The sequence below is a fragment of the Micromonospora sp. ATA51 genome, from assembly GCF_016802855.1.
Taxonomy (GTDB): domain Bacteria; phylum Actinomycetota; class Actinomycetes; order Mycobacteriales; family Micromonosporaceae; genus Micromonospora; species Micromonospora sicca.
Map to the genome: position 1 here is coordinate 1 of NZ_JAEVHJ010000438.1, position 4,387 is coordinate 4,387.

The 4,387-nt window shown below is 74.3% G+C and carries 5 protein-coding genes; 2 read left to right on the forward strand and 3 right to left on the reverse strand.

The genetic code is table 11. From position 1 onward, the window contains the following. Window positions 1-897 precede the first annotated feature (897 nt). From JNW87_RS35340 to JNW87_RS35350, 3 genes are all read right to left on the reverse strand, one after another. Window positions 898-1,347 carry a hypothetical protein gene (locus tag JNW87_RS35340; protein WP_238455193.1) on the reverse strand — a complete coding sequence of 150 codons (450 nt, stop codon included), beginning with the start codon at window positions 1,345-1,347 and terminating at the stop codon, window positions 898-900. 217 nt (window positions 1,348-1,564) lie between these two features. Beyond that, window positions 1,565-1,912, reverse strand: a complete 348-nt coding sequence (locus JNW87_RS35345; RefSeq protein ID WP_109803331.1) for a TcmI family type II polyketide cyclase — start codon at window positions 1,910-1,912, stop codon at window positions 1,565-1,567. Between the two features lie 83 nt (window positions 1,913-1,995). Then, entirely contained in the window at window positions 1,996-2,796 is an 801-nt protein-coding gene (locus JNW87_RS35350) for a BTAD domain-containing putative transcriptional regulator (protein WP_375373586.1), read from the reverse strand. Between the two features lie 416 nt (window positions 2,797-3,212). On the opposite strand from JNW87_RS35350, the gene JNW87_RS35355 reads away from it, so the two are divergent. After that, the gene (locus JNW87_RS35355; protein ID WP_109803333.1) at window positions 3,213-3,545 is read left to right on the forward strand and encodes a TcmI family type II polyketide cyclase; all 333 of its coding nucleotides are present in this window, start codon (window positions 3,213-3,215) and stop codon (window positions 3,543-3,545) included. Further along, window positions 3,542-4,387: acetyl-CoA carboxylase carboxyltransferase subunit beta (locus JNW87_RS35360; RefSeq protein ID WP_309234144.1), on the forward strand; the 846-nt coding region annotated here is incomplete at its 3' end. The genes JNW87_RS35355 and JNW87_RS35360, both read left to right, overlap by 4 nt.

Here is a 4,387-nt window from a genome sequence, read left to right on the forward strand (position 1 = left end):
CCGCACCTACGGTTGCCAGGATGAACCCACCACCAGCGGCCCGACCAGCCCCAGCCCAACCACCCACCTCGGCGGTCCGAGGCGGAGCCTCACTGGTGCTTTCACCACAAACGTTGGCCGGGTTGGTCGGGGTTGGGAAATGTCGCAGGGCTGGTGTTGGCGATGTGTGGGCGTGTGTGTTGGAGGTCGACGCGTGCCGGCGCCGATGGCGGGACGCGCCGCTGGTGGGCTATCAGCAGTTGTGTCGGGAGCTGTCCGGGTCGGTCACGGCACGTTCACCGTCGACGGCCGGTGCGCGCGGCGGAGGCCCGCCACATGCTCGGCGCGGTGCTGGCCGAGTACGCAGAGACCGCGCCCCGGTGACCCCGGGCCGGTGGCGACGACCGATCGCCACCACCGGCCGGGGTACGGACCTCAGGCGTCCTCGCCGGCCCCCGCCGGGAGCACCCGGTCGGCCTCGGCGCCGGCGCCGGCCAGCACCCTCGCCTGCTGCGGCCAGGTGGCCAGGCTGGGCGCGGCGCGCAGGCCGGCGGCGCGGACTGTCTCCCGCAGCGCCGCCTCGTCCAGGTCGCCGAGCTGACGGTAGGTGCGGATTCCGGCGGTCTGCAGGGCGGCGGCCAGCTTCGGCCCGATGCCCTGGATCCGCCGGAAGTCGTCCGCGGTCTCCGCGGGGGCGCGCCGTTCGTCGCCGCGACGGCGACCGACTCCGGCTGGGCCGGCGTGGTCGGGGCGGGCGGCGTGAAGTCGTCCTCGACGGCGGCCCGGGGAGCCGGGACGACGACCGGCGCGACGAGCTCCTCGGCCTGCGGCGTGTGCTGCTCGGCCGCCTCGGCGTCGGCGACCACGGTGGCCGGACGTGCGGCGGGCTCGGCGTCTCGGTCGACTCGACCTCGGCGGTCACCGGCGTCGCCGGCTCGTCGGCGTTGCTCGGCTCGACCTCGGCGAGCGGTGCGGCGTCGACTCGGCCGGCGCGGTGGCCTCCGACGCGGCCTCGACCTCGGCCGGTGCCGCCTCGGTGGCGTCGGCCCGCTCGGCGTCGGCCGGCGGCAGGGCGGTGGCGTCGGCGGCCAGGGTGGCGGCGGCCGGGGGAGCGTCGTACTCGGCCGGGGCCGGCTCCTCGGTGACCGCGGCGGCGGGGGCACCTCGGCCACGACGGCCGCGGCCGCTCGTGGTCGACGGTGGCGGTGGTCGGGGCGCTGACCTCGGCGGCGTCCGCCACCGGGTCACCCTCCACGATGGGCGCGTCGGGCCGTCGGCCGCCTGGCGACCCCACAGCAACCACCCGCCGGCGAGGCCCACCAGCAGGGCCAGGATCAGGATCAGCCATTGCCCGAAAGTCGACGGCACGGCAAACCTCCCTCTTATGTACGTGAACGACAGTCGTGAGAAAACCGGGGGCAGCTTCGCACACGTGCGTCGTGGACGACAGGGAGGTCGGCGGCTTGCGTCCCTGCTGGGACACGTCGTGCCGGCGGGTGGTGACGGGATGACCGAGCGTGTGCCGTCGCGACGGACCGGCGGGGGCGCCCGGACCGCGGTGCAGGACGGGCCCGGAGAGTCGGTGTCAGCGCACCGGGTCGGACGCCGGCGCGGTGGTGGCGTCCCAGGTGTAGAAGCAGCCGGCGACGGCGTCCCGGGGGGAGCCCCAGGTCGGCAGGTACGGCGACGTGTGCGCGGAGAGCCGTTCGTTGACCTGCCGGTAGAGCGGGTGGTTGCGCACCCCGGCCACCGCGTCCGGGTCGACGTCCGCCGTCTCCATCAGGTGTACGCACAGGTCGTGCAGGCAGTACAGCGACCGGTGCCGGACGCCGGCGAGGCCGGGCAGCTCCGTCGCGTCTGACTCGGCGAAGATCTGCGCGACCCGCCCCTCCGCTCCCGGGACGATGCGGCTGACGATCAACAGACGACTCATCGGGGGACCCCTCTCGCCGGTGGTGCCCCTGACCCAGCCCGAGGACGTCGGACACCTTGTCGGGCCACCATGCCCGGCCGCTGTCACCTCCCCGTCACGCGGGGAGAGCGGCCGGTGACGCCGGAGCGGGGTGCGGGTGGCCGGCTGGCGTGCCGGATCGGGGCGAGGGTCTCGTCGAGCAGCGCGCACATCGCCGGGGAGGGCTCCAGGCGCAGCTCCCGCAGCAGCAGGTCGCGGTAGACGTAGAAGGCGTGCACCGCCTCGAAGGCGTTCCCTTCCGCGAGGTGGATCCGGACGACCAGGCGGTGGGGCGTCTCGCGGAGCGGCTCGGCGGCCATCGCCTCCAGGGCGGCCTCCAGCGCCTCCCCGTGCCGGCCCGCCGCGAGATGGTTGCCGGCGAGTTGTTCGAGCATGTGCAGCCGGAGCTGGCGCAGCCGTTCGCGTTCCAGCAGGACCCAGTCGTCGTACCAGCCGGGGAGCAGGTCGTGGCGGCCGGCGACGCGGACGGCGTCCGGCACCTCCCCGTCGCGGACCCGGGACGCGACGTCGACCAGTTCGTCGGTGTCGAGGTGGACGGTCGGGTCGAGCCGGACGGTGTCCCCGTCGGTGAGCAGCGGGCAGCAGGGGTCCTGGCGCAGCCGCCACAGCGCGGTACGCAGCGACGACAGCGCCCGCTCCTCGGACGTCTCCGGCCAGAGCAGTCCGGCCAGGTGGCTGCGGGTCGCGGCCGGGCGCAGGCCGATCAGGGCGATGACCCGTTGCAGTCCCCGCGGTACCACCACCGGCACGTCGTCGTGCAGCAGCCGGAAACCGCCGAGCAGCTGTAGCGACACCCGCGGCGCGGGTCCGGCGCCGGCCGTCGGCATTTTGGAATGACCGGTCACCGGCGCACCCCCTGCCCCGGACTCCTCGTCCCGACCGTCCTCGTTGCCCCGGTGCGCGGCTGCCCGCGACGCCGATGTCGGAACGGCTCCGCCGCGGCGGCGACGTCGGATGTCCGGCGCCGTCCGGGCTGACCGAGACGGAGATTATCAATGATGATTACACTCAGTCAACCTATTCGTCGTTAATGTGACCGTCCAGTGCGGTCGGTTCGCAGCGGTCCTGAACTGCGAATATTTGTCGCTATGCGCTGGGTGTCGCAAGGGGACGCATAGCCCCGGCACAGTTTGCGTCAACACAGCGTCACCGAATCTCTACCTCCCGCGCTCAGCTCGGGTGACGCTGCGGTGACGTCCCCGTCGGCATCGTGTCGGCAGTCGTCCGGCCGACCGGAACCCGCCCGAGGGGGAGACGCTTCATGGACCGTTCGCTCATCGTCGCGAAGGTGCTGCCCACCGCCGAGGACCAGGTCGCCGAGATCTTCGCCGAGTCCGACGCGACGGAGCTGCCGCGTCTGGTCGGCGTCCGGCACCGCTCGCTGTACCGGCTGCACGACCTCTACGTCCATCTGCTGGAGACGGAGCTGCCGGCCGAGGGCGCGGTGGAGGACGCCCGCGGTCATCCCGAGTTCGTCCGGATCAGCACGCGATTGCGGCCGTTCATCTCGCCGTACCTGCCGGACTGGCGCTCGCCCCGAGACGCCATGGCCCACTGCTTCTACCGGTTCGACGCGCCCGGGCGGCGGCCGTGACCACCACCGCGCCCCGCGACGAGCAGCTCTGGTCCCGCTGCGCCGGCTGCTCCTCGCTGCTGTACCGCAAGCGGCTGCGCCGCAACCTCGACGTCTGCCCCGAGTGCGGCACGCACTCCCGCCTGGACGCCCCGGCTCGGGTGGCCCAGCTGGTCGACCCGGACTCGTTCACCGCGCTGCCCGAGCGGGCGGTGGAGGTGGACCCGATCGGCTTCGTCGACGCGCTGCCGTACCCGCACCGGCTGACCGCGGCGCGGGCCGGCACCGGGCTGGACGAGGCGGTGGTCTGCGGCACCGCCGCCGTCGGTGGGCACCGGATCGCGCTGGCGGTGATGGACTTCCGGTTCCTCGGCGGCAGCCTGGGCTGCGCGGTCGGCGAGCTGATCACCCTGACCGCCGAGCGGGCGCTCGCCGAGGAGGTGCCCCTGGTGCTGGTCACCGCCTCCGGCGGGGCCCGGATGCAGGAGGGGGCGCTGTCGCTGATGCAGATGGCCACCGTGAGCCAGGCCGTCGCCGGGCTGCGCGAGGCGGGACTGCTCACCGTCAGTGTGATCACCGATCCGACGTACGGCGGGGTGGCGGCCTCGTTCGCGACGAACACCGACGTGGTGCTCGCGGAGAGCGGCGCGCGGATGGGCTTCGCCGGCCCACGGGTGATCCGGCAGGTCACCGGCGCCGCGCTGCCGGAGGGCTTCCAGACGGCCGAGTTCCTGCTGCGGCACGGGCAGGTCGACATGGTGGTGCCCCGGCACGCGCTGCGCGGGCGGCTGACGGCGCTGCTGGCCGCCGCCCGGGACGGTCGCCCGGGCCCGCCGGCGCCCGCCCGTGCCCCGGCAGGAGCC